Origin of the sequence: Rohdeia mirabilis (assembly GCA_007750655.1) — a bacterium.
In the GTDB taxonomy this organism is placed as follows: Bacteria; Planctomycetota; UBA1135; order UBA1135.
Window position 1 is genome coordinate 1981530 of the sequence record CP036290.1, and the last position, 24020, is coordinate 2005549.

Below are 24020 nucleotides of genomic sequence, written 5' to 3' on the forward strand. Positions count from 1 at the left end.
GGGGTGCTCGGCGCGAGCTTGAGCGACCGCCGTCGTCCTACTCGGCGACGAACGCGTTGTAGCCCGCCGCGTCCATCATCTCGGACTCGTCGATCGAGCCGGTGATCCGCACGCGGATCATCCAGCCTTCGTTCCACGGGTCGCGCGAGAGGATCTCGAGGTGGTCCTCGATCTCGGCGTTGACCTCGACGACCTCGCCGTCGACGGGGCAGTTGAGGTCGGCGACGGCCTTGACGGACTCGATCTCGCCGAAGGTCTGGCCGGCTTCGACCAGGCGCCCGACTTCGGGGAGGTCGCAGTAGACGAGGTCGCCCTCGTTGCCGCTGCACAGCTCGTCCACGGCGTGGTCGGTGATGCCGATCAGGGCGGTGTCGCCGTCGATCTTCATCCACTCGTGGGACTTGAGGTACTTGCGGTCGTCGGGACGCGTGGTGGCCTGGTCGGACATCGGAAACGGGGAGCGGTCGTTCGGGTTGGAGCGCGGACGTCGAGCGGTCGACGGTCGCGGTGGAAGGTGAAGTGGCCGATGACTCGGGGCGCGGGCCCCGAGCGGATGGTTCAGCTGCGCGTGCGCGAGAAGAAGGGCATCGCGCGCACCGAGCAGGCTTGACGCTTGCCGCGCAGGTCGAGTTCGACGGCGGTGCCGGGCTCCGAGTGGCCGAGGTCCACGTAGGCGGACGCGATCGGCTTGTCGAGCGTGGGGGAGAAGGTACCCGAGCAGACGAACCCGACGCGCTCGTCGCCCACGAACAGTTCGTGACCCTGGCGGGGGACGCGGCGGCCGTCGGTCTCGATGCCGACCAGCGCGCGTCGGGGCGCCGCGGCGACGGCGGTCAGCGCGTCGAACCCGAGCGTGCCCGACTTCTTCGGCTTGAGCGACACGCCGAACGCGAGGCCCGCCTCGATCGGGTTCAGCTCGTCGGAGATCTCGTGCCCGTAGAGCGGCATGCCGGCCTCGAGGCGCAGTGTGTCGCGCGCTCCCAGCCCGGTCGGCGCCACGTCGTCACCGCCCGCTTCGAGCAGCGCGTTCCACAGGATCTCGACCTCGTTCTGCGAGACGTAGAACTCGAACCCGTCCTCGCCCGTGTAGCCGGTGCGGCTCACGCGCATCGGACCGAGCCCCGCGAACGTGCCTTCGCCGAAGCGGTAGTAACCCAGCTCGGCGACGTCCATGCCGGTGGTGACGCGCGCGAGGATCTCCGCCGCCTTCGGACCCTGCAGCGCGATCATCCCGAGCTCGAGCGTGTGGTCGACGATCTCGACCTCGTAGGGCGCGCGCTGCTCCTCGAACCAGCCGAGGACGCGCTCACGGTTCGACGCGTTGACGACGACCGAGACCTCGTCCTCGCCCTTGTAGACGAGCACGTCGTCGATCGGGTTGCCGTCCTCGCGGCAGACCAGACCGTAGCGGATGGCGCCGACCGGGATCTTCGCGACCCAGCAGGTCAGCACGCGGTCCGCGAAGGTGACGGCGTCCGCGCCGCGCAGTTCGAGCCGTCCCATGTGCCCCAGGTCGAACAGTCCCGAGGTGGAACGCACGCGCCGCGCCTCGTCGAGGATCGGACCGTACTGCAGCGGCATGCTCCAGCCGCCGAACTCGACCATGCGGGCGCCCGCTCGTACGTGGACGTCGAAGAGGACGGTGCGGGCGAGTTGGTCGGACATGGGGAGCGCGGGTCGGGGCCCCGAGCCGCGGTGCGCGGGCACGGGAGCCGGTCTCGGGGCCGCGACATGCTACCCGGCGCGCGCGGTCGGTTCGACGGTCGGTGGCGCCGAGCTGGCGCTGTCGCGCGATCGGCCAGTTTGCCTTCAGAGCGCCAGGTGCCCCTTCCGATCGAGTGCCCTGGTCGGCCCCCCGTGGTCGACCGGGGGAGCCTTCGCCCTAGGAGGCGAGACATATGTCAGGGAAGGACAGACTGAACCACCGAACCGTCGTCGGAGCGATCCTGGGCGGTGCCGGAAGTGGCGGGAGCTCGGACGAAAGTCTGGCCGACGCGCTCGAACGCGTCAGCGGCTTCGCACCGTCGCTGCTGGACGAGTACCACGCGGCACTCGTCGAAGCGTTCGCCTCGGGCCTCGAGAGCACCGAGCTCGCCGAGTCGGCCGTGGTCCTGGGCCTCGCCGACCTCGACGTCGCCGAGCACCGCGGCCTCGACGTGCTCGGCTACGGCCTCTGGGCGGCCCGCGCGAACCAGCGCGACGGTCAGCTCGAGCGCGCCGTCGAGCTCGCCGACCTGATCGCCAGCGCCGGCGTCCTGTCGCCCGAGCTGACGGCGATCCAGGGCGAGTGCCTGCGGATCGAGCGCGGTCGCCGGCGCCGCCGCGACCAGGAGCTGCTCTACGCGCGTCGCGCCCTGTCCGTCGACGAGGTCGACGAGGCGCGCAAGCACCTGGGGCGCGCTCTCGAGTACGACCCCAACTGCGTCGACGCCTCGCGCATGCTCGAGAGCCTGCTCGTCACCGACACCGACACCAGCCACGTCGGCAGTCGCGCCCGCATCGCCTTCTTCGCGATGCTGGCACTGGCGCTGCCGATCGGAGCCGTGTCCATCGCGCACGTGCGCACGACCGACCAGTACGAGGCCTTCGAACGCCCCGTGCCGACCGACCTGTTGGCCATCGAGCGCCGGATCGCCGAGCTGGGGTCGTTCTCCGAGGAACACCCGCTGTGGTGGGGACGGACGCGCCTCGACAAGGAGGTTCGCGAACTCGAGGGCGTGCGCAACGCCATCGAGGCCGAGCTGCGCGAGCGCAACGTCGAAGCCGACTTCGAACGCCAGGGAGTCCTGGCGCGGGTCGACCAGATCTACCTCGACGCGCGCACCGCGATCGAGGCCGGTGACCCCGGTTTCGCACTCGAAGCACTGGAGCAGGCCCTGGCCGAAGGTGTGCCGTCCGCCGCCGTCCGCGCCCGACTGCGCCGCGACATCACCGCCATCCGCGAACTGCTCGCGAGCGGTACCGACGGCGGACTCCTGGCGAACGACATGGAGAGCGACCGATGATCCCGCGCTTCTTCACGCGCTCGCGACTGAAACAGGCCCGCCGTCAGTTGGCCGAGGAGTTCAGCGCCGAGAACTACGCCCGACTCATCCAGCAGCTGGCCATGGGCGACGAGCTCGAGTCGGCCTGCGAACTGTGTCGCGAGGGCCTCGAGCACTTCGCCGGTGATCGCACGCTGCAGCGCCTGGACCAACGGGTCCAGCGCCACCTGCGCGAGCGCCGCCTGGCACGACTGCGGGCGGAGCTCGAACAGGGCCCGCGCCCTGCGCTGTGGATCGCGTTCTGCGACCTGTGCTCCGAGTGCGGCGAGTGGAACGAGGCCGAGCGCGCCGCCGAACTGTGGCGCGCCCAGGACGAGTCCGGTTCCGCCACGCTCCTGCTGGCGCGCATCCGCACCCGCCGCTTCCTCGCCGACCGTTCGCGTTCGGCCGGCGAAGCTGCCCTGGCCGCCATCTCGGAGGCCCGCTCGGAGGCCACGCGCGGCGCCGAGGCGCTCCAGCTCGAGCTGCGCATGCTGCTCGCGATCGGCGCGTTCTCGGACGCCCGCGAAGTCGTCCGGGAACTGCTCGACCACTTCCCGGGCGACACGGAACTGGAGGCGCGCTACCGCGCACTCGAGGGACCGGCGCTCGGTGCGCCCGATCCGCGCCGCGCCCTGGCGCGCGTCGAGGAGACCGGACGTCTCGCGACCGACCACGCCGAGTCGAGCACCGTCTCGGGCGAGGACGTGCGGCCTTCGCTGCAGCGACTGGCCGCGGCCCCGGGGTGCGGTGCAGCGCTCTTCATGCGCGGCTCCACCGCGCTGATCCAAGGTCCGCGCGGCGCCACCGCCCAGCGCACCGCGCGCGGGATGAAGAGCGCGCTCAAGGCCGCGCGCGCCGTGTCGCGACGCCTGGACCTCGGCCCGCTGCGCGAGCTCGAGGTCGAAGGTGACTTCGGTCAACTCGTCGGCGCCGTCGGCGAACGCGACGTGGCCGTGGCCTGGTACCGGCGCACCGCTCAGCCCGCCGAGCGCGAGTCCCTGCGGGAGCTCGCCGGCGCACCTTCGCCCATCGACAACCAGGGGTTGGCCGCGTGATGCAGGAACTCGAACCGCTGTCGCGCCTGTTCGGCGTGCGCTTCGTCGCTCTCGTGACCGAGGACGGCGTGCCGATCCCGGTGGGGGAGCAGTCGCTCACGCACGACGCCGACCGTCTGGCCGCCGTCTCGCAGCAGTTCCTCTCGGAACTCGTGCAGGCGACGGGGCCGCTCACCTGGGGTCCGCCCACGTGGTCTCGCATCGCGAGCGACCGCGGCGGCCTGGCTCTCCTGCGCGTGCGCGGTGGAGCGCTCCTCGTGATCTACGGCAACGAGGCGGATCCGTCCACCTTCAAGTTGCCCATGCAGGCCGCGGCTCTTCGCGTCACGAAGAGCCTGGAACGACTCGGGGCGGGCGCCTCCGAACTCGAGAAGACCGCGCCCGCTCTCCCACGCGTCGATCAGGTCGACGCGCCGTCCTCGGACGAACACGGATCCGTCAGCTCGGACCGCGTCGCCGCCGACGAACACCAGAACCCTTCGTCCACGCGCTGAATCCATGGTCCAGATCAACTTCGCCCAGAAGCAGATCAACGCGAAAGTCGTCTACTACGGTCCCGGAATGTCGGGCAAGACGACGAACCTCGAGGTCGTGCACAAGCGCGCCCCCGACGACAATCGCGGTGAGCTCACGAGCATCAGCACCGACGGCGATCGGACGCTCTTCTTCGACTACATGCCGCTCGATCTCGGAACGATCGCCGGCATGAAGACGAGCTTCCAGATGTACACCGTCCCCGGTCAGGTTTACTACAACTCGACGCGCAAGCTCGTGCTGCAAGGGGTCGACGGGATCATCTTCGTCGCCGACTCCTCGCCCGGCGCGATGGAGGCGAACCTCGAGTCGCTGCGCAACCTCGAGGAGAACCTGAACGAGTACGGCAAGAGTCTCGCGACGCTGCCGCACGTCGTTCAGTTCAACAAGCGCGACATCCCGGGCGCCATGTCGATGTCCGAGATGCAGGAGCAGCTGAACCCGCACGACGTGCCGGCCTTCGAAGCCGTCGCCGCGACGGGGCAGGGCGTCTTCCCGACGCTCAAGGGACTCGCGTCGCTCGTGCTCAAGCACATCCAGCAGGAGTGCGGTGGCGGACGACCCGGTGCGGGGCCCGCCCCGGCGGTGACGCCGGCCGCGACTTCGACGAGCGCGCCGACCGAGGCGCCGGCACCGGTCGCAGCGAACTCGGACGTGTCCGCGGTCCCGGCGCCGACGCCGAGCTCCGGCGAGGGGCGCACCGAGACGCGTCGTCCGCTCGAGACCGCGGCGCCGATGTCGCTGCGGACCACGAACGAAGCGCCGCCTGCGAGGCCCGCACCCGCTGCGGCTCCGGCGGCGGTCGCGCAGACCGCCACCGAGGAGACCTACGCGCCGTCGGGCAGCAGCGCCGCCCAACTGATGCGACAGCGAGCGACCACGCGTCGCCCGCAGGCGAACACGGCTGCCGCCACCACGGCGGCTCCCAATCCCACGGTCCGTCGTCGGCCGGCTCCGCGTCGAGCGCCCGAACGCGCTCCGGCCGCCCAGCCGTCCGCTCTCAAGGGGAACCTCTTCGTCGTCGCTGCCGCCATCCTCGGCGCCGGTGCTGCCGCAGCGATCCTCAAGTTCATCTGACGCGGCAACCACGCCCGATCCACCCCTGGCGGGAAGCCGCCTCAGACCGAAGAGACACACCCGATGAAAGACTCCAAGCTGCGCTCCGAGCGCCTCGAGTTCTACGCGGAGGACATGGAACGCCTCCACACCGAGCTCGACTCGTTCCTCGAGCTCTCCAAGGCGCGCTGTGCCCTGCTCATCGACCGCGATGGGCACCTCGTGACGCGCCGCGGCGACGCGGTGCAGTCGTCCGCGGACTCCATCTCGGCGCTCGTCGCCGGATCGTTCGCCGCGACCAAGGAGATGGCGCGGCTCCTGGGGGAGACCGAGTTCTCGGTCATGTTCCACCAGGGCAAGCGCGACTCCATCCAACTGCAGCTCGTGGGTGAGCGCACCCTGCTCGCCGTGCTGTTCGACGACCGCACCAACCTCGGGCTGGTCCGGTTCTACGCCCAGGAGGCGGCACTGCGCCTGCAGGACGTCTTCGAGAGCATTGTCGGACGTCGAGGTGGGGGTGAACTTGCCAGTAACTTCTCTGACGTCGGTCAAGCTGCACTCGACGAGCTGTTCTGATCGCACCACCGACGCGGGCCGCTCTCGAGCGGTCGCGATCGGCTCGTCCACCGCCGACCACGGGGCGCGCACCGCGCGTCGCACGTCGATCACGATACGCACGCGAACGCCAGACGGCGTCCGCGTGCGTTCTCATGTCGGGGAAGGTCGGTGCGATTTCTTCGTGGGTTTCGGGAAAGGTCTGGGCGGAAGGCGCCGATGTCGCCCGTGATGTCGTGGAAGCGGCGTGCCGAAGACGCCAACCCAACCCTCGGAGTCCAAGGAGACTCAATCCCCATGGCCAAGAAACGCAGCAAGCGCGCGACCAAGAAGAGCGCGACCAAGAAGAGCGCAACGAAGAAACGCGCCACCAAGAAGCGCGCGACCAAGAAGCGCGCAACGAAGAAGCGTGCGACCAAGAAGCGCGCGACGAAGAAGCGCGCCACCAAGAAGCGCGCCACCAAGAAGCGTGCAACGAAGAAGCGCGCGACCAAGAAGCGCGCGACCAAGAAGCGCGCGACCAAGAAGCGTGCGACCAAGAAGCGCGCGACGAAGAAGCGTGCCACCAAGAAGGCCGCCACGCGCCGCCGTTGATGCTCGGGCGCCATTGAGGCTGCTTCGGGGGGCATCAGCACCCCGAGGAGCCCGATGACGCTGCAAGACTCGCGCGGCGGGTCCCTCAGGGGGCCCGCCGCGTTCTGCGTTGGAGGGGGCCGTCTCGTGGGCCCCAAGCCCCAGGACCCAGCCCCCCTAGCTCCAGGGGGCATCCCCCAGCGGTTCGACGCGAAGAGGGCCAAGGGGTGCCCAGGGCCGCGTCGAGGGGCGGGTCCGCGGCGGGCGCCGCCCGGCCGGGATCCGAAGCTCGGTGCCCGATCCTCGCGCGCGGGGGACGAGCGGCCCCGATCCTGGACGCCCCTTCCCGAGCATCCGCTCCATGGGTGCGCTCGTCGCCGCGCCGCGTCCCTACTGCGTGGCCAGTTGGCGTTGGAGCCGTTCCTTCTCGCGCGCCACCGCCTCGTCCTCGATCTTCGCGAAGGGCGACACGATCTCGCCCAGGGTCGATCCCTCGCGCGCACCGCGCCAGTCGCCACCGGGCGCCGGCACCTGTGGCCAAGCTGCATCCGCCACGGCGCCCTCGCGCCCGACCATGCTCCACAGGAGCTGCGCCTTGTTCGGCATGAACGGCGCCGCGCAGCGCGCGAGGTGGGCGATCCACTCGCCGGCGGTGTTCAGCACCGAGGCGCAGCGCGGAAGGTCCGTCTTGCGCAGGGCCCACGGGGCGGTGCGGTCCAGGAAGACGTTGCCCGCGCTCGCCAGTGCGAGGAGTTCCTCGGTCGCGCGCCGGAAACGGAAGGCGCGGATCGAAGCGCCCGGGTCGGGGAGGTCTCCGCACTCGGCGAGGAGGATCCTGTCGAGCTCCTCCTCGTGCTCGCTCGAGAGCGCCGGGAGCCGCCCGTCGAAGTGCTTGTCCGCGAAGCGCAGTACGCGCGTCACCAGGTTGCCGATCTTGTCGGCGAGGCCCGCGTTGACCGTGGACTGGAAGCCCTCCCAGGTCCACTCGCTGTCGGCCGTCTCCGGCGCACTGGCGAGCAGGTGGAAGCGCGTCGTGTCGGCGTCGTACTCGCCGAAGAAGCGCTCGAGCGGGATCGTCCAGCCGCCCGACGTGGAGAACTTGCGTCCCTCGAGGTTGTAGAACTCGTTGGCCGGCACCTGCCAGGGCAGGACGTAGCCGTCCTCGAGGCCCATCAACATGGCCGGGAACACGAAGGCGTGGAACGGGATGTTGTCCTTGCCGATGAAGTGCACGAGGCGGGTGTCCTTCGACGTCCACCAGTCGCGCCAGGTCTCCTTCCCGCCCTGTTCGCGGCACCACTCGTCGGTGATCGAGACGTAGCCGATGGGCGCGTCGAACCAGACGTACAGGACCTTGCCCGCGGCGCCCTCGGTCACGTCGGACGGCACCGGCACGCCCCAGTCCATGTCGCGGGTGATCGCGCGCGGACGGGTGTCGGCCAGGAGGTTCTCGAGGAAGGCGCGCACGTTGGTCTTCCACTCGTGCTGTTCGACCCAGTCGCCGAGGCCCGCGTCCCGCAGCTTGGGCAGGTCGAGGTACCAGTGGCGTGTGCTGCGCTTCTCGAGCGGCAGTCCGTCGACCTTGCTGCGCGGCGAGCGCAGGTCGAGCGCGTCGAGCCACGAACCACAGCGCGGGCACTCGTCGCCGCGCGCCTCCTCGAAGCCGCAGTTCGGACAGGTGCCGGTCACGAACCGGTCGGCGAGGAAGCGCTCCTGGCTCGGGCTGTACAGCTGCTCGGACTCCTGCTCGATCAGGTAGCCGTTCGCGAGCAGGCCCCTGAAGAAGTCCTGGGACAATGCGGCGTGGTTCGGGGAGATGCTCGTTCCGGACCAACGGTCGAACGCGATGCCGAGCGCGTCGAAGGTCGACTTCATCTGGTCGCGCCAGCGCGCCACGTAGGCGCTCGGCTCGACGCCCGCGGCCTCGGCGCCGAACGTGATCGCGACGCCGTGCTCGTCGGCACCGCACACGTACAGGACCTCTTCGCCCTGCATGCGCAACAGGCGCACGTAGACGTCGGCGGGCAGGTAGGCCCCGATCACGTGGCCGAAGTGGATCGGGCCGTTGGCGTAGGGCAGGGCGGAGGTGACCAGATAGCGCATGGGCGAGAGATCCTAGTGGTGTGATTCGCTCTGTTGAGGCATTTCGGCGTTCCGTACGGGATGCGATGCAAGGCGCGCCGACGACTCGCCCCCGCTTCCATGAGAACCGGGCTGTGAGTCTCGGAGGAGGCGCAACGCAGCAGCGCGCCCGTACGGGACGATGCCGACATCAGGGGAAACCGTGCCCCAAGAGAGCGAATCACACCACTAGGGCAGAGCGCCAGGGTCCCGATGGTCGTTTCCGCGTGCCTCGCCCGCGAGGGCGCTCTTGTCGAGCTTGGCCACCAGCCAGGTTCCGCCGAGCGATGCGCTGGGCAGCATCAGGAGCGGCCCGATCACCGGGACGCCGAACAGGAAGCCCGACACGGCGCCGAACGCCGCCAGTGCGCCGAGCGAGCGGCGTGCGAACGCGAAGCGTCCGTCGAGGCTCCAGCCGCGTCGCTCGAGCGCCAGGTCCAAGGTCCCGAGTGCGAGGAAGAAGCCCGCCGCGGTGGCGGCCATGTAGCTGCCGACGAAGGGCACCAGGTGCAGCGGGAGGAAGAGTACGACGCCGATCAGTGCGACGGCGGCGACCACCAACCCCTGCAGTCCCGAGCGGCCCTCCGTGCGCACGAATGCTCCGAACCAGCCGCGGAAGGGCCGCAGCGCGAACCACAGCACGGCGACCGGCAGCACGAGTCCGGCAGCGGCCAGCCCTCCCGGCAGCACCCACCACAGCCCCGCGCCGAGTCCGATCGCGAGCGCGAGGAGTCCGAGTCCGCGCGTCTCGAAAGGGTGTTCGGGCGTGCCGCCGTGGCCACCGAGCCAGTGGTCCTCCGCGCGCGCCTGCATGCGCGAGAGGAACGGGCCCGCGAGCACCTCGAACACGATCGCGTAGGCGAACCACCAGGTCAGCGCCGCCACGAGAACGAACGCCAAGGTGCCGCCGGTGCGCAACCACGGCAGGTCGAGCAACCATTCGAGAGTTCCCTCGGCCCACGCGAGCCAGCCGGGCAGGTCGAGGTCCACCGCTTCCGAGTCGCCCGCGAGCGCCTCCTGGAACAGCGTCCACAGGCCGAACAGGAGCCCCGCGAGCACGAGCGTCGCGCCGAGCGTGGGGGGCAGGATCCAGCGCTTCACGCCGCGCAGGGTGAGCAGCGCTCCGAGACCGACGAACGGAGCGCGGGCTCCCGCCGTCACTTGGGCCACGAGCGAACGCGCGGGTCGCGCCAGCGAAGGATCGCGCGGTGCGCCACCGCAGGCCGGACAGGGGGCGTCGCCGCTGCGGGCATGACCGCAGACGCGGCAGATTCTGTCGGGGTGCTTCACGGATCGAGGAGGGCTCGCGTGTGCTATAAGGCCGCAATTGATCCCGCGCGTCGAGGTCCGATGGACCGCCTTCCGACCGCTTCCCAGCTTCCCGACCGCCCTTTCGGGCGGTGCACCAGCCCTTCGACCATGCAGCCCTACCGCGCCCTCGACTTCCTCCACCTCGACTCGGAGTTCACCGAGGACGAACGCATGGTTCGCGACACGGTGCGCGCCTGGGTCTCCGAGCGCTTCCTGCCGGAGATCATGGAGCACTTCGAGGCGGGCACCTTCCCGCACGAGCTGACGCCCGAACTGGCCGAGCTGGGCGTGTTCGGTCCGACGGTCCCCGAGGAGTACGGCGGCGCGGGCATGGACTCGGTGGCCTACGGCCTGATCTGCCAGGAGCTCGAGCGCGGCGACAGCGGCCTGCGGTCGTTCGTCTCGGTGCAGGGCTCCCTGGTCATGTACCCGATCTTCGCCTTCGGCTCGGAGGAGCAGAAGAAAGAGTGGCTGCCCAAGCTCGCGAAGGGTGAAGCGATCGGCTGCTTCGGTCTGACCGAGCCGGACGCCGGATCGAACCCGGGCGGGATGCTCTCGAACGCCAAGAAGGACGGCGGCGACTGGATCCTCAACGGCCGCAAGATGTGGATCACGAACGGCACGATCGCCCACGTGGCCATCGTCTGGGCACAGACCGAGGACGGCATCCGCGGCTTCGTCGTGCCCACCGACACGAAGGGCTTCTCGGCGCCCGAGCAGAAGCACAAGTGGTCGCTGCGCGCTTCGGTCACGAGCGAGCTCGTCATGGAGGACGTGCGCATTCCCGACTCGTGCCGCCTGCCCGAGACGAAGAGCCTGCGCAACCCGCTCATGTGCCTCACCCAGGCGCGCTACGGCATCGCCTGGGGCGCGGTCGGCGCGGCGTCGTCGGTGTACGACGAGGTGCTCGGCTACACGAAGGAGCGCGTCGTCTTCGAGAAGCCGCTCGCCGGCTACCAGATCCCGCAGATGAAGCTGGCCGAGATGGCGACCCAGATCACCATGGGCCAGCTGATGGCGCTGCGCATCGGACGCCTCAAGGAAGCGGGCCAGATGACGCCCGCCATGGTCAACATGGTCAAGCGCAACAACGTGCACATGGCCCTGACCGCCGCGCGCACCGGCCGCGACATGCTGGGCGCCAACGGCATCAGCCTCGAGTACCAGACCGGCCGCCACATGCTGAACCTCGAGTCGGTCTACACCTACGAGGGCACGCACGACATCCACACGCTGGCGCTCGGCCACGAGCTGACCGGACTGCCGGCCTACCGCTGATCCGACCCGGCCCACCGCTGATCCGGCGGCGCGCCGCGTTCCAGCGCCGCGGGTAGACTCGGGCCCGGCTCCTCCTGCGAGGGGTCGGGCCCGAGTTCCGTTCGGGGCCATCCGTTCCGCCAGTCCTAGTCCGAGTCGAGCACCACCATGCTGATCCTCACGACCCTCCTCGCGCCCGCCGCACTGGGCGCCGCGTTCCAGGAGCCCACCCCGCGTTTCGCCGCCCCCGTCGAACTGACGAGCGCCGGCGCCCCGTTCACCGGCATCCTCTACCCGTCGCCGGTACTGCGCGACCTGGATGGCGACGGTCGCCGCGAGCTCATCCTCGGCGACCTGTTCGGAGCCCTCTGGCACTGCGCACCGACCGCAGGGAGCAGCACCGCGTTCGGTGAGCGCGGGCGTCTCGAGGCGAACGGCGAACCGCTCGAGCTCAACAACTGGTGATGCATCGGCATGGGTCCACAGTTCGTGGACTTCGACGCCGACGGCCACACGGACATCGTCACCGCCACCTTCGAGGGGCACGCCTTCGTCGTGCGCGGCAGTGAGACCGGCTGGCAACAGCCCGAACACATCCTCGACGCGGCCGGCGCCCCGATCGGGATCGGCCTCTACTACGACATGGAGGCGAACGAGTACCGCCACGTGGGGCAGAAGGAGGGCGAAGAGGTGGACTACTCGGCGCCGCACTGCGTCAGCGCTGTCGCTTTCGACTGGGACGCGGACGGGGACCTCGACCTCCTGCTCGGCTCCAAGGACGAGGGCGGGCTCTACCTGCGCCTCAACCAGGGCACTGCCACGGCGCCCGCCTTCGTGTCCACGAACCGGCGCGTCGAAGCCGGGGGACAACCGCTCGCCGTGCCGGGCGGGCTGACCGCGCCGCGCCTCGTGGACTGGAACGCCGACGGTCTGACCGACCTCGTCTGCGGCAGCTTCGAGGGCGGCGTGTACCTGTACCTCAACACCGGCGCCGTCGGAGCGCCCGCGTTCGCCGCGCCGCGCGCGCTCGTCACGCCGAAGAGCACGGAAGGATCTGCGTCGCGACCCGAGGAGGGCGCCTACGTGGACGTGCTCGATCACGACGGCGACGGCGACCTCGACCTGGTCGTCGGCGCGTACCACACGGTGCGGCCGACGGCGCGCGCGTTGAGCCCCGCCGAACAGGCCGAGCTCGCGACGCTCGACGCGGAGCTCGAGCAGGTCGAGGCGGCCTACCAGGCGTTCTGGAACGACATCTTCGAGAAGATGGGCGAGCTGGACGAAGAGGCCGGCAACGAGCTGCTCGAGCGCGCGGACTCGCTGCCCGAGGCCGTCGAGCTCGAGGCGCGTCTGCAGTCGCTCACCGAGCGCGTCGAAGCGCTGCGCCCCGCGTCCAAGCGCACGAGCGGCGTCTGGCTCTTCCTCCAGGAGTCGCCCGCCACCGAAGACGCAGCGCCCACCGGCGCGGACTCCGGGCGATGAGGCGAGCGGGGTCGGCGGAAGGGCCCGCTCCGAGGTGGCGCGCTCGAGTACTGCGGGCGCGCCACCTTCGTCTCCGGCCGGTGTTCGGTGCCCCGCACCCAGCACGCGGCGTGCTCGGGCGCGGCCTCCGCGTGGTTCGCCCGCAGGGATCGCTCGGTCTTCGCGCTAGTGGTGTGATTCGCTCTCTCGAGGCATTTCGGCGTTCCGTACGAGATGCGATGCGTGGCACAGGCGACTCGCCCCCGCTTCCACGAGTACCGGGCTCTCGAGTCTCGAAGGAGGCCTGACGCAGCAGCGCGCCCGTACGAGACGCTGCCGACATCAGGGAAAGCCGTGCCCAAGAGAGCGAATCACACCACTAAGCTCCGCACCCCATGACCCGCGTCGCCTTCCTCACCTCCGCCGACATGCTGCCGGGGCATCCAGCGCTGCGCAGCGACCACTGGGAGCTCGACCGCGAGTTCGAGCCGATGCGCGCCGCCTGCGCCACCCGTGGCATCGCTCTCGAGGTCGCGGTCTGGGACGCGCCCGAGTTCGATCCCGAGCACTTCGACGCGGTCGTGATCGGAACGACGTGGGACTACACGTCGAAGCCCGCGGCGTTCCTCGCGTTCCTCGACCGCTGCGAGGCGGCGCGGCCGCTCTTCAACCCGGCGGTGGTCGTGCGCTGGAACCTGGACAAGGGCTACCTCGCCGATCTGGCGGAGCGCGGCGCGCCGACCGTCCCGACGGTCTTCGCGCCCGACGCGAGCGACGGGACGATCGCGGAAGCGTTCGACCGGATCGGCGCCGACGAGCTGGTGGTCAAGCCGCTCGTCGGGGCGTCGGCGTGGCGGCAGGTGCGCGTACGCCGCGGCGCGCCCCTTCCTCCCGTGGACGAACGGCCGCCCGGTCGCGCACTGATCCAGCCCTTTCTGCCCGCCGTCGCGACGGAGGGCGAGTACTCGTTCGTGTACTTCGACGGCGAGTTGTCCCACGTGGCGCGCAAGGTGCCCGCTGCCGGCGACTACCGCGTGCAGTCGATGTTCGGCGCGCGCGAGACCGTCCACGAGCCCAGCGGGATCGAACGCGACCTGAGCGCGCGTGTGCTCGCCGCCGTGCCCGAACGCTTGCTCCACGCGCGCGTCGACATGGTGCGCGGACTCGACGGCGAACTCGCGGTGATGGAGCTCGAGCTGATCGAACCCTACCTGTACCCCGAGCAGGGTCCGGGGATGGGGGAGGCTTTCGCGGCGGGGCTCGTGCGCCTGCTCCGCGCGTCGAGCTAGGCGCGGGGCGCGCTCGTGCGGGGCGCCGTTCGACGCTCCGACCGCGGCACCCCGTCCGCCTCAGTCGTTCTGCAAGAGGCGCCGCGCCCGCTCGCGTTCGATCGCTTCGCGGCGGAAGAGGTCGGCCGCGTCGACGGCGCGCGCATGGTCCGAGTCGTAGCGCACCAACAGCAGGGTGCCGTCCTCTTCGAACCCGTCCTCCGCGTGCACGGCGAAGAGGAGCACCCGTCCGAGCGACGCATCGGCCTGCGCGACGAAGGCGTCGTACAGCGGCGTTCCCGGGTACTCGCCCGATCGCAGCTCCGCCATGACGTAGGTCGGTTCGCGGTCCGCGAAGAACGCGAGCGGAGCGTGCGTGTCGTGCCCCGGCAGGCGCAGTTGGGCCGGGTCCGCGCGAATCGTGCGCGCCACCTCGCGGTCGACCAGCCCGAAGCGGTCGAAGAGCGTCAGCCGAGTGTGGTAGCCGACCGCGCCCACGGCCTCGGCCACGAGCGACTCGCCCTCCGTCGTGTGCAGGGCGAGCGCGCGACCGAGGTTCGCCCAGTGACGGCCCCGTTCCGCGTCGCCTCGCAGGAACTCGTGCTCGGGTTGGTAGGCGATGCGCCAACGGAACTTGGTCGCGACGAGCAGAGCGCGCGGCCACGGAGGCTGCGCGAACAGCGCGGGGAACCATCCCAGCAGCAGCGCCGCCGCGAGCAGCACGCGCACGCTGCGCCGTCGCAACGGTCCACCCGTGCGCCCGATCCGGTCGATCCACAGCCCTGCGAAGAGCGCCAGGAAGGCCATGGCGGGCAGGAAGAAGCGCCACATCGCCATGAAGTCGCCGCTGGTGAGCACGCCGTACGCGAACGTCGCCAGGCACAGGAGGAAACCCGTCCACAGGAAACCGCTCCGGCGGAAGTCGGCCTCCGTCCGCCCGGTGCCCGGCTCCGCAGCGACGGACCGCCGCCACAGGAGGACGGGCGCCGCGACCAGCGTGGCGAGCGAGGTCGGGATCGCCATCCAGTGGGCCAGGAGGTAGTCGAGTCCGCGTTCGAACGGTCGCCAGCCAAAACTGACCTTGGCGCGGGCCGTGTTGGGCAGGAAGTCACCGTGGTAGCCGAGGCGCCAGAGGGTCTGGAGCGCGAAGCCGACGGCCACCACACCGACACAGATCCACGCGCGTCGCACCACCGCACGGGAGCTGCCGCCTCGCGCCGCTCTCCCGCGGGGCGTCCAGCCCGTCGCCGCCACGAGCGTCGCGGCGAGCAGGGCTCCGACGAAGTACAGCCCGTCGAAGCGCACGAGCGTGACCAGGAGACAGACGAGCGCCGCACACGAGGTCGGCGTCGTGGCGCTCCACAGATTCGTCGCCGACGTGAACACCACCAGCGCGAACAGCATCGTGCCCAGTCCGCCGCTCGACCACACGACGACCGTCGGTGCCGTCGCGAACAGCAGCGCGGTCCACAGGGCGCACGTCGGCGACACGTTGCGCCAGGCCCAGCGGGTGACGCAGGCCATGAGGAGCACGCCGCAGGCGATCTCGACCGTCCTCGTCGCCGTCACCACCTCGAGCCCCGCGCGCTCGATCAGCGCGACGACGAGGACCCACAAGAGCTGCGTGTAGCCCTCGACCGGTGTGTGCGTCCCGGGGTTGAAGCGCAGGCCCTCGCCCGCCGCCAGGTTGCGCGCGTAGCGGAACGCGATGTACGCGTCGTCGCCGACCCAGCCGAACGCGACGGCGAGCGCGACCTGCAGGATCAGCACGAGCGCCAACGCAGGGAAGAACCAGGTCGGACGCTGGGTCGCGCAGGGGGCGTTCACCGGCTCACTTCCCATCGACCGGCGGAACGGGCGGCGCCCAGTAGCGCGTCAATGCGAGCGTGCCGCGCTGGGGGAAGCCGTCCTGCGCCTCGACCGGGAAGACGACGAGCAGGCCGCTGTCGATCGCGGGGCGCGCTTCCTCGTACATCGCTGTGCCCGGGAACTCGCCCAGGAGCAGATCGGCCGACAGGTAGGTCGGCCGACGCGCGGCGAAGAAGCCGTGCGGCACCTTGAGGTCGTGACCGGGCAGCGTGCGCGTGTCCACGTGGGGCCGCGCGCTCGTGGTGACCTCGCGATCGATCAGTCCGTACTGGTCGTAGAGCGTCATGCGCGAGTAGTAGCCCACCGCACCGATCGGTCCGCGCACGAGCGAGTCGCCAGGGTCGACGTGTTGGCCGAGAGCGCGGCCCAAGAGGGTCCACTCGTGGACGCGCTGCTGCATCCCGCCGAGGAAGCCGATCTCGGACTCGTACGGCCACCCCCAGCGGAAGGTCATGGCCTCGCGCGCGCGCTGCGGCACGAACGAAACGTCGAACAGCGCGGGCGCGTTGGCGAGGAACAGAGCGAACGCGCAGGCCACCGCGTCGCCCGCGCTGCGTTCGCGTCCCGCCAGCAGCACGAGTCGCGCGCCGACCAGCGCGACGAACGGCAGGGCGGGGACGAAGAAGCGCCCCATGGGCATGAAGTCGCCACCGGTGAGCACGCCGTAGACGCTCGCGCCGCCGATCACTCCGAGCGCCATGACGTGCCACGGTTCCCGGCCGCGCTCGCGCACGACGAGGACGAGGGCGGCGACCAGTGCCACCGCGAGCAGCGGCACCGTGAACCAGTTCGACACGAGGTAGTCGAAGCCGCGCTCGAGCGTGCGCAGGTCGAAGTCGCCCTTCGCGCGCGCCGTGTTGGGCAGCCAGTCGCCGTGGTACGACAGGCGCCAGGCCGTCTGCGCCGCGAATCCGATCGCGACGGCGGCGCTCGCGACCAGGCTGGTGCGCACGAGGGCCCGCGCGTCGGACCGCAACCACCCGAGCACGAACGCGGTGGAGAGGACGACGCCCACGAAGTAGAGGCCGTCGAAGCGCACGTAGACCACGAAGGCCGACGCCGCGCAGGCCAGTGCCAGCGAGCCGCCGCGCAACGTCGCGAGCACGCGATCGGCGCACAGGAAGATCGACAGCGCGAACAGCATCGTGCCCAGTCCGCCCGACGACCAGATCACGTAGCCGGGCGACGTGAGCAGGAGGAAGCCCGCCACGACGGCGAGCGGCCGGCCGCCTTCGAACGTGGCGAACCGTCGCACGCAGACGGTGAGGAGCAGCGCTCCCAGCGTGATCTCCACGACGCGGCTCGCGTGCACGATCTCGAGAACGAGGCGCTCGATCAGCGCGACGACGAGGATCCACGTCAGCTGGGTGTAGCCCTCCACCGGCGGGTCGACGCCCAGGTTGAAGCGCAGGCCCGCGCCCTCGGCCAGGTTGCGCCCGTAGCGAAAGGCGATGAACGCATCGTCGCCGACCCACGCGAAGCCCGCGGCCAGGGCCACGTAGGCGGCCAGCAGGGCGGCGAGGATCGCGGACGGCAGGACGGTGCGGTCCGGTGGCCGGAAGACCGGCTGGGGGGGCACGGGGGCGGTCATCGGTACAGGTCGAGAATAGCCCGCTGGGTGGGGCGGCGCCCCGTTCCCTCGGCCCGTCTCGTGTCGCACGCCGCGTTCGCGCAGGCGATCGTCCGCGCGGGCCCGCGCGTCAGCGTCGAGCTTGCCGCCCGGGCCAGCCGTGTCAGCGCGAGAGGCGCTCGCGCATCGAGGACAGGACCTCGCGCAGCTTGTCGGCCTCGTCGGGCTCGAGGTTGCCTTCGGTCTTGCGCAGGAGCATGCCGAGGTCCGCCTCGAGCATGCGGGCCTGCACCTCGTTCTCGACCTTCTCGCCCGTGACCGGATTCTCGATCACACCGAGCGCGATCAAGGCCTGGATCCCGAGGCGCGTCACGAACAGCTTGAAGTCGCCGCCGGCCAGGGCCGGGTCGATCCCGTCGTCGTCGTCGTGTCCGTTCACGCGCGGCTCCCCTGTGGCACCAGGGTCGCGGACTCCGAAGCCCCACCGCCCGACTTCTGAGCGTGCTCGCGCGCGGCGCGCACGAACCCCTCGAAGATCGGGTGCGGCGAGAGCGGCGACGACTTGAACTCGGGGTGGTACTGGACGCCCACGAAGAACGGGTGGTCGGGCAGTTCGACGATCTCGACCAGGTCGAGCTCGCGGTTGCGGCCCGAGGCGACGAGGCCGGCCTCGCGCAGTCGCACCAGATAGGCGTTGTTGAACTCGAAGCGGTGGCGGTGGCGCTCGGAGATGTCGAGCGTGCCGTACAACCCCGCGACCATCGTGCCCTCCTCCAAGGTGCACGGGTACGCGCCCAGGCGCATCGTGCCGCCCTTGTCCTCGACGTCCTTCTGGTCCTCCATCAGGTGGATGACGGGGTGGGGCGTGTGGGCCGAGTGTTCGAGCGTGTGCGCGCCTTCGAGCCCCGCGAGGTGGCGCGCCACCTCGATCACGGCGCACTGCATGCCGAGGCAGATGCCGAAGAACGGGACTCCGGTCTCGCGCGCCCAGCGGATGGCGGCGATCTTGCCCTCGAGGCCGCGCTCGCCGAAGCCGCCCGGCACCAGCAGTCCGTCGACGCCCTCGAGGTGCGTGACGCCGTCCTCGTCGAGCAGATCCTCGGCGCTGACCTTGCGGATGCGCACGTGCACGTCGTTCGTGATGCCGGCGTGGCTGAGCGACTCGTAGATCGACTTGTAGGCGTCGTGCAGCTCGATGTACTTGCCGACGACCGCGATCTCGACCGAGGAGTCGATCGCGAGCAGGCGCTTCAGCATCGCGCGCCAGTCGTCCAACTGCGGCTCGCGCGCGTGGGTGCGCGTGTGCTCGAGGATCATGCGGTCGAGGCCCGCGTCGTGCAGCATCAGCGGTACTTCGTAGATCGAGTGGTCGACGTCGCGCTCCTCGATCACGTGGCCCGGACGCACGTTGCAGAAGAGACTGATCTTGCGCGCCATGTCGCCGGTCATCGGCTGTTCGGTGCGACACACCAGCACGTGCGGTTGGATGCCGATCTCGCGCAGCTTGCCGACGGACTGCTGCGTCGGCTTGGTCTTCAGTTCGCCCGCGGCCTTGAGGTAGGGGAGCAGCGTGACGTGGATGAACATCACGTCCTCGGGCGGGCGTTCGAGCGCGAACTGCCGGATGGCCTCGAGGAACGGCAGGCTCTCGATGTCACCGACCGTGCCCCCGATCTCGGTGATCGCGAAGTCCACGTCGTCGTCGCTGACGCCGGCGTAGACCGCTTCCTTGATCGCGTCGGTGATGTGCGGGATGACCTGCACGGTCCGCCCGAGGTAGTCGCCGCGGCGCTCCTTCTCGATCACCGACTGGTAGATCTTGCCGGTGGTGAAGTTGGAGTTCTTGGTCAGGCGCGCGTGCGTGAAGCGCTCGTAGTGACCGAGGTCCAGGTCCGTTTCCGCGCCGTCGTCGGTGACGTACACCTCGCCGTGCTGGAAGGGACTCATCGTCCCGGGGTCCACGTTGATGTACGGGTCGAGCTTCTGGATGGACACGCGGAATCCGCGCTGCTCGAGCAGGAGTCCGACCGCTGCCGACGTGAGACCTTTGCCGAGGCTCGAGACGACACCGCCGGTGATGAAGAGATGCTTGGCCATGGGGTGCGGTCACCCTAACCCGACGGGGCGACGGTCGGTCCCGCCGAGACGCCGCGAGTCTCACGCGGCACCAGGTCCGCAGATGTTCGTCCGGCGCCGAACTCGGTCCGGGTCTCAGCGCCCGCGCGCCGCCGCGCGCTCGACGAATTCGTCGTAGTCGGCCTGGGTGTCGATGCCGCGGGCGGGCGCGTGGGCTCTCACCACGTGCATCGAGCGGCCGGCCTCCAGCCAGCGCAGCTGTTCGAGCCGCTCCGAGCGCTCCCACTCGGACTTCGGCAGCCCGATGAAGTCGCGCAGGGCGTTCGGACGGAAGGCGTAGACCCCCAGGTGTTGGCGGCGCATGCAGGGCTCGCCGCCGTGGCCCAGCGCGGGGAGCGGCGAGCGCGAGAAGAACAGGGCCCTTCCACGGACGTCGGCGACCAGTTTCACGACCGACGCGTCGTCCGCGCGACGCGGGTCGAGCGGGGCCCACAGGGTCGCCGCCTCCACGTCGTCGTCCTCGAACGCGGCCACCAGGGCCCCCAGGTCGTCCGCGTCGATCTCCGGTTCGTCCCCCTGGACGTTCACGACCACCTCCCACTGGGGACCTTCGCGGGCCTCGAGCTGGGCCAGGGCCTCGCCCACGCGGTCGGTGCCGCTCTCGTGGTTCGGGTCGGTCAGGACCGCTTCGATGCCGAGTTCCGTGGCGCGCGTCGCGATCTCCTGGTCGTCGGTGGCGAGCACCACGCGCTCGAAGGCGTGGCAGCGCTCGGCCTGCAGGACCGTGTGGGCGAAGAGCGGCATGCCCGTGCGGTCGAGCAGCATCTTGCGCGGCAGGCGCGTCGAGGCCATGCGGGCCGGGACGATCGCCAGGGCGCAGGGGCCGATGCCGCCGCCCGGGGCGCCCGGGCGCTGGCGCTCCGAGCCGGACTTCATCGACCGAGAGCGGTCTTCTCGCTGGCGCGCAGAGCCTCGAGGGCGCGCTCCTGGTCGACCGCCTGGAGCGACAGCACGTTGCTGTAGATGTCGGCGAAGTCGAGCACCATCTGGGTGTAGCCGGTGACGCCTTCCGTCCGCGCCTGGGCCAGGGAGAAGTGGAAGAGTCCCCCCTGGCGCTCGATCTCGAAGCCGGGCTTGGTGGGCAGGGCGCCGGGACGCAGACGACCCTCCATGCCGAGCTCGAGCAGGCGCTCGTAGGTGGCGTTCATCGCGAAGGGCGGGGCGAGCTTCACGCCCGGGTCACCGGCCTGGGACAGGACGTCCACGCGCTCCACCCCGTAGTCGTTGCGCATGGTCAAGCGATCGCCGCCGTCGAAGCTGTAGCCGCGCAGCTCGCCGACGAAACTGATCGAGTCGATCTCGTCGGCCGGCAGGGACGAGCTGGAGCGGCAGCCGAGGGGGAGGAGCGCGAGAACGAGGAGGAGGAGGCGTGCCATGGAGTTGGGGCGGCGCGGGGTGGAGGAGCGCGCGGCGGCGCACAGGATAGCGACGGGGCGTGCCGGGCGTTGACCTCCACGCGGGAACGGGTTCGAAGCGGTGATTGACTCGGGTACCCGCGGGCCCCGACACTGCCGACCTACGCCGACCGAGATCGGTGGCCGCCGCGCGCGGTCGCCGTCACTCGAACGCGTGGCACGAACAGAAGTTGGCCCGGCCGGGCCGCGACCGAGTCGACTCCGCGCGGGTCCGAACGGTCCCCTCCGGCCGCGAGCGCGCCTCGCTCCGACTTCTCGACGTCGACCGTCTTCCTCCGTTGGGTTCACCGTCGCCGGTCCCGACGCTCGCTCACCGTCCGATCGGTCCTCCGCTCTCGCAGCGGCGCCCGCGCGATCGGACGTCGGGCTGCAGGCCATCTCCGCCGACCGGGGGCGCTGTGGCGCGCGCCACCAGCGCGCCGCCGTCGTCGCCCCGGTCCTCGACCCGGTCTTCTCGACCCGGCACCTCGATCGCATCCGGTGCCCAGCGCTCGGATCCGCTCCGCCGCTCGGCCCGCAAAGGTCCGAGGCTCCCCGTCGCCCGCCCGTCGCCGGCCTTCGGCACCTCCGTTCACGGCACCCGACCCCGCGTCCGCGCGACCCGGCCGTCGCTCGCCACCTCTCACACCGACCCACAGGTCTCCCTCACTCTCCCATGGGTAGCTTCGAGAAGCTGGTCGTCCTGACCGTCATCTTCCTCGCCTCGGTGGTCCTCGTCGTGTCCTTCCAGACGCCCGTCGAGTCCGCTGGCGACCGCACCGCCGCGCTCGATCGGACGACCGCGGCGGTCGCCCCGATCGGTGGCTCGAACGCCGTCGACGACCGCGCGGGTGCGTCGAGCGCGACCCCTTCGGCCGGCACCAACCCCTTCGCGACGGGATCGTCACGCGGCGACGAGCGCGGCGCCCTCCTGTCCGCCACCGGCACGACCGAGGCGGCGGCCGAGCGCGGTGCGGACGTCGCACCGACGCCGGCCGTGATCGCGAACGGCTACCCGCCCCTGCGCGACGGGGTCCAGGGACTGACCGAGCACCCCAGCCAGGTCGGCGCCTACATCTACCGCGTGCGCGCGAACGACGTCTCGTGGCTCGTGCTCGCCGAGCGCTTCTACGGCAACGGTGCCTACGCCGAAGTGCTGCGTCGGGACAACGAGGCCGTCGGTCCGCCCCAGGCCGGGATGGAGATCCTGGTGCTGAGCAGCTCCTTCGCCGGCCGCACCGCCGCGCGCACCGAGACGTTCGAGCCGCGCGCTCCCGGCCGTCCCGCGCCGCGCACGCCGAAGACCGGCCCCGACGGCGCACCCGTCCAGGACGTCGCGGACGCTCCGAGCGGCAGCACGTTCCGTACCCACGTGGTCCGGTCGGGCGAGACCTTGACCGGCATCGCCTTCGCCTACTACGGCCGCGCGAGCCTGTGGACGCGCATCTTCGACGCGAACCGCGACGTGCTGCCGAACGAGAACGATCTGAAGATCGGGATGCAGCTCAGGATCCCGTAGCGGAACTGCGACGCGCAGGGACCTTGCGTGTCGCAGAGCGGCTGCGATCAGCATCCCAATCTTCTTATTGCTGGCCCAACGGCTGGCGCCGTTCGGTGTCTCTGGCCCAACGGCTGGCGCCGTTGGCGCGCCTGCATGAGACGCAACGAACAGCGTGACGGTGCCCAGCGTGCTGCGTGCGTGGCAGTTCTGCGCGGCGCGCTGCGATCCGCATCCCAATCTTCGTGTTGTTGGCCCAACGGCTGGCGCCGTTCGGTGCTTCTGGCCCAACGGCTGGCGCCGTTGGTGCGTGTCGGGATGCAGCTTCGGATTCCGTAGCGATGTTGCGACGCGCTCGGACTCTGCGCGTCGCAGAACGGTTGCGGTCAGCATCCCGATCTTCTTGTTGCTGGCCCAACGGCTGGCGCCGTTGGCGCGTCGGGATGCACGGCGCGTGAGACGTCACGCTGCCTGGTGTCGAGAGGGCTCGTGATCGCGTGTCGCCGTTGTCGGCGGTCGGCTCTTCGACCTGTTGGCGCTGCGGCAGGGTGGGCCGTGCTGTCCAGGTCGCGGAGTCGAGCTTCCGCTAGGCTGACGCCATGGACGTTCGCAGCTCGCTCTTCGCACTTGGCCTATTCCTGATTGGTGTCGTCAGCGGCGCACTCGCGTTCGGTGGCGACTCCGCGAGTCCATCGACCGCGCCGTTGGCGCCGGTGACGACCGAGCCTTCGCCGCCCGCCGAGGCGACGGACGGTGCGGACACGGCAGCCATCCTGGAGGCGATCGACGCGCTGTCGCGGGAGTTGACCTCCGAGCGACGGGCGATCGGCGAATCGGTCGGTGAACGTGCCGTGGCCGACGAACTCCGGCGCGAGGTGGAGGCGCTTCGCACGGCGATCGAAGCACTCGAATCGATGGCGGCGCAGAGCGCGAGCGGTGTGGTTGCCGCGGCGCCGGTGTTCCAGGCGGGCGAATTGGCCTGGACGCGGTTCATCGAGCGCCACACCGAACTGGATCGAGCGCGAGCGGCGGCCCTGTTGACCGACGTCATCGTTGCGGGCGAGCGTCGAGAAGAGGACATCTTGCTGGCTCTGCGGCACTGGGCCCTGGGTCTCGACGAGATCGTTGTCGTCTTCGGATCTCCCAAAGTGAGCGCGCGAGGCGTCGGCGACTCGATGTGGCTCGAGTATCACTTCGAGCCTGCGCTCGACCTGCTGCCACCGCTCGCCGAGACCATCGAGTTCGCATGGCTCGGATTCGATGCGCAGGGACGTTTGACCACTCTCAGTATCGAGTGAGTCAGGTGCGTCGCGCGAGCCTGGCAGCGCGAGCGGGC

Annotated in this window: 21 protein-coding genes and 1 pseudogene; 12 read left to right on the plus strand and 10 right to left on the minus strand. The window is 70.5% G+C overall.

Going from position 1 to position 24020, the window contains the following annotated elements; genetic code table 11:
* Window positions 1-37: 37 nt before the first annotated feature.
* Both gcvH and gcvT read right to left on the minus strand, forming a co-directional pair.
* Complete coding sequence (gene gcvH / locus Pla163_RS07415) at window positions 38-448, minus strand: glycine cleavage system protein GcvH (RefSeq protein WP_145185881.1); 411 nt, start codon at window positions 446-448, stop codon at window positions 38-40.
* A 110-nt stretch (window positions 449-558) separates the two neighbouring features.
* Entirely contained in the window at window positions 559-1665 is a 1107-nt protein-coding gene (gene gcvT, locus Pla163_RS07420; protein ID WP_145185884.1) for a glycine cleavage system aminomethyltransferase GcvT, read from the minus strand.
* Window positions 1666-1898: 233 nt separating this feature from the next.
* Here gcvT and Pla163_RS07425 point away from each other — a divergent pair, with 233 nt between their 5' ends.
* From Pla163_RS07425 to Pla163_RS07450, 6 genes and pseudogenes are all read left to right on the plus strand, one after another.
* Window positions 1899-3005 (plus strand): hypothetical protein, encoded by a 1107-nt coding sequence (locus Pla163_RS07425; protein ID WP_145185887.1) that lies wholly within the window; start codon window positions 1899-1901, stop codon window positions 3003-3005.
* Window positions 3002-4081, plus strand: a complete 1080-nt coding sequence (locus Pla163_RS07430; protein ID WP_145185890.1) for a hypothetical protein — start codon at window positions 3002-3004, stop codon at window positions 4079-4081. Before Pla163_RS07425 ends, Pla163_RS07430 begins: the two co-directional genes overlap by 4 nt.
* Window positions 4081-4575, plus strand: a complete 495-nt coding sequence (locus Pla163_RS07435) for a roadblock/LC7 domain-containing protein (protein WP_145185893.1) — start codon at window positions 4081-4083, stop codon at window positions 4573-4575. The genes Pla163_RS07430 and Pla163_RS07435 overlap by 1 nt, the downstream gene beginning before the upstream one ends.
* A 4-nt stretch (window positions 4576-4579) precedes the next feature.
* A pseudogene (locus tag Pla163_RS18910) lies at window positions 4580-5158 on the plus strand (GTP-binding protein); the annotation flags it as partial.
* Window positions 5159-5755: 597 nt separating this feature from the next.
* Window positions 5756-6247: a roadblock/LC7 domain-containing protein gene (locus Pla163_RS07445; RefSeq protein WP_145185899.1), complete on the plus strand. Its 492-nt coding sequence runs from the start codon at window positions 5756-5758 to the stop codon at window positions 6245-6247.
* A gap of 276 nt (window positions 6248-6523) precedes the next feature.
* Window positions 6524-6820, plus strand: coding sequence for a histone (locus Pla163_RS07450; RefSeq protein WP_145185902.1), 297 nt, complete (start codon window positions 6524-6526; stop codon window positions 6818-6820).
* 369 nt (window positions 6821-7189) lie between these two features.
* On the opposite strand, the gene metG is transcribed toward Pla163_RS07450, so the two are convergent.
* Both metG and Pla163_RS07460 read right to left on the minus strand, forming a co-directional pair.
* Entirely contained in the window at window positions 7190-8902 is a 1713-nt protein-coding gene (metG, locus tag Pla163_RS07455) for a methionine--tRNA ligase (RefSeq protein WP_145185906.1), read from the minus strand.
* 207 nt (window positions 8903-9109) lie between these two features.
* Window positions 9110-10090 carry a hypothetical protein gene (locus Pla163_RS07460; protein ID WP_145185909.1) on the minus strand — a complete coding sequence of 327 codons (981 nt, stop codon included), beginning with the start codon at window positions 10088-10090 and terminating at the stop codon, window positions 9110-9112.
* A 249-nt stretch (window positions 10091-10339) separates the two neighbouring features.
* Between Pla163_RS07460 and Pla163_RS07465 the strand changes: the two genes are divergently transcribed.
* From Pla163_RS07465 to Pla163_RS07480, 4 genes are all read left to right on the plus strand, one after another.
* Entirely contained in the window at window positions 10340-11509 is a 1170-nt protein-coding gene (locus Pla163_RS07465; protein WP_145185912.1) for an acyl-CoA dehydrogenase family protein, read from the plus strand.
* 147 nt (window positions 11510-11656) lie between these two features.
* Complete coding sequence (locus tag Pla163_RS07470; protein ID WP_145185915.1) at window positions 11657-11953, plus strand: hypothetical protein; 297 nt, start codon at window positions 11657-11659, stop codon at window positions 11951-11953.
* 9 nt (window positions 11954-11962) lie between these two features.
* Window positions 11963-12970, plus strand: coding sequence for an FG-GAP-like repeat-containing protein (locus tag Pla163_RS07475; RefSeq protein ID WP_145185918.1), 1008 nt, complete (start codon window positions 11963-11965; stop codon window positions 12968-12970).
* A 374-nt stretch (window positions 12971-13344) separates the two neighbouring features.
* Window positions 13345-14238, plus strand: coding sequence for an ATP-grasp domain-containing protein (locus Pla163_RS07480; protein ID WP_145185922.1), 894 nt, complete (start codon window positions 13345-13347; stop codon window positions 14236-14238).
* Window positions 14239-14298: 60 nt separating this feature from the next.
* Here the strand turns inward: Pla163_RS07480 and Pla163_RS07485 are convergent, their stop codons facing one another.
* The 6 genes from Pla163_RS07485 to Pla163_RS07510 form a co-directional block, all read right to left on the minus strand.
* On the minus strand, window positions 14299-16044 hold the full coding sequence (locus tag Pla163_RS07485) for a hypothetical protein (RefSeq protein WP_145185925.1): 1746 nt from the start codon (window positions 16042-16044) through the stop codon (window positions 14299-14301).
* Between the two features lie 4 nt (window positions 16045-16048).
* Window positions 16049-17677 (minus strand): hypothetical protein, encoded by a 1629-nt coding sequence (locus Pla163_RS07490; protein ID WP_145185928.1) that lies wholly within the window; start codon window positions 17675-17677, stop codon window positions 16049-16051.
* A 142-nt stretch (window positions 17678-17819) separates the two neighbouring features.
* Window positions 17820-18095: a DUF1844 domain-containing protein gene (locus Pla163_RS07495; protein ID WP_145185931.1), complete on the minus strand. Its 276-nt coding sequence runs from the start codon at window positions 18093-18095 to the stop codon at window positions 17820-17822.
* Entirely contained in the window at window positions 18092-19753 is a 1662-nt protein-coding gene (locus Pla163_RS07500; protein ID WP_145185934.1) for a CTP synthase, read from the minus strand. Before Pla163_RS07500 ends, Pla163_RS07495 begins: the two co-directional genes overlap by 4 nt.
* Window positions 19754-19867: 114 nt before the next feature.
* A complete protein-coding gene (locus Pla163_RS07505; protein WP_145185937.1) occupies window positions 19868-20668 on the minus strand; it encodes a 3-deoxy-manno-octulosonate cytidylyltransferase in 801 nt (266 codons plus the stop codon).
* Window positions 20665-21168 carry a hypothetical protein gene (locus tag Pla163_RS07510; protein WP_145185940.1) on the minus strand — a complete coding sequence of 168 codons (504 nt, stop codon included), beginning with the start codon at window positions 21166-21168 and terminating at the stop codon, window positions 20665-20667. Before Pla163_RS07510 ends, Pla163_RS07505 begins: the two co-directional genes overlap by 4 nt.
* Window positions 21169-21862: 694 nt before the next feature.
* Here Pla163_RS07510 and Pla163_RS07515 point away from each other — a divergent pair.
* Entirely contained in the window at window positions 21863-22705 is an 843-nt protein-coding gene (locus tag Pla163_RS07515; RefSeq protein WP_145185943.1) for a LysM peptidoglycan-binding domain-containing protein, read from the plus strand.
* Between the two features lie 683 nt (window positions 22706-23388).
* Window positions 23389-23982, plus strand: coding sequence for a hypothetical protein (locus Pla163_RS07520; RefSeq protein WP_419186423.1), 594 nt, complete (start codon window positions 23389-23391; stop codon window positions 23980-23982).
* The last annotated feature ends 38 nt before the right edge of the window (window positions 23983-24020 follow it).